This window comes from Caballeronia sp. LZ043 (genome assembly GCF_031451075.1).
GTDB lineage: Bacteria > Pseudomonadota > Gammaproteobacteria > Burkholderiales > Burkholderiaceae > Caballeronia.
The window spans coordinates 1-715 of the sequence record NZ_JARUXT010000053.1 but is presented as its reverse complement, the minus strand read 5'-3'; the positions used below and the strand labels follow the sequence as shown (position 1 = coordinate 715).

The following is a 715-nucleotide window of genomic DNA, read 5'->3' as shown; positions in this document are numbered from 1 at the left end:
TTTACCCCGTTTGGTGTCGTTCTTTTTACCTACGACGCCACTTTATCCGGGGCAACCGCAAGTAAATACGTTTGTTTGGAGCATGAATTGAACATCCTCGACACCCTGCACGCTGTTGCTCACGCATACAAAGGCGGCTGCGAATCGCTGGCACCGCGTCTCGGTATGTCGGCGGCGGTTCTGCGCAGCAAGGTCAATCCGAACACGGACACGCATAAGGCTACGCTGATGGACGCGGTGAGCATCAGCGAGATGGCTGATGACGATCGCGTCCTGGAAGCGTGGGCGCGCGAGCGCGGTTACGCCTTGGTCAAGATCCCGAACGTCGACTCCTGCACGGATCAGGCGATCGTGGAAATGATGGGCAAGGCCTGGAGCACGCACGGCGAAGTCGGCAACGAGATCGTCAAGACGCTGGAGGACGGCCGCGTCGAGGAAAGGGAAGTTGAGCGCGTCGAGAAGAGCATCTTCACGCATGCGCAGGTCCTGTTCAGCATCGCCGCGCGCCTTCGCGGCATGGCGGAGTGACCATGGTCCAGCCCGGTCACGTCTTCGGCGCTTTCCCATTCGACGTTTCTGCGTCCGATCTGCTCGACCAAGACACGCCCGTTCAAGACGCTGTTTCCGACGACGCGGGGCCGATTTGCATCGCGTGCGGCGTCCGCCAGTCCGCCGACGGCTTTCTGCCGTGCGGCCACGACACCATCTGAGGTCA

Annotated in this window: 2 protein-coding genes; both read left to right on the top strand. The window is 61.0% G+C overall.

Annotated elements, in window-relative coordinates:
- The coding region (locus tag QCE64_RS36450) for a phage regulatory CII family protein (RefSeq protein ID WP_310009221.1) at positions 1-528 on the top strand (528 nt) is incomplete at its 5' end.
- A gap of 2 nt (positions 529-530) precedes the next feature.
- On the top strand, positions 531-710 hold the full coding sequence (locus tag QCE64_RS36445) for a hypothetical protein (RefSeq protein ID WP_310009219.1): 180 nt from the start codon (positions 531-533) through the stop codon (positions 708-710).
- The last annotated feature ends 5 nt before the right edge of the window (positions 711-715 follow it).

Excerpts from the sequence above, each read along its gene's own strand:
- QCE64_RS36445 (WP_310009219.1), top strand. The coding sequence starts at position 531 with ATGGTCCAGCCCGGTCACGTCTTCGGCGCTTTCCCATTCGACGTTTCT.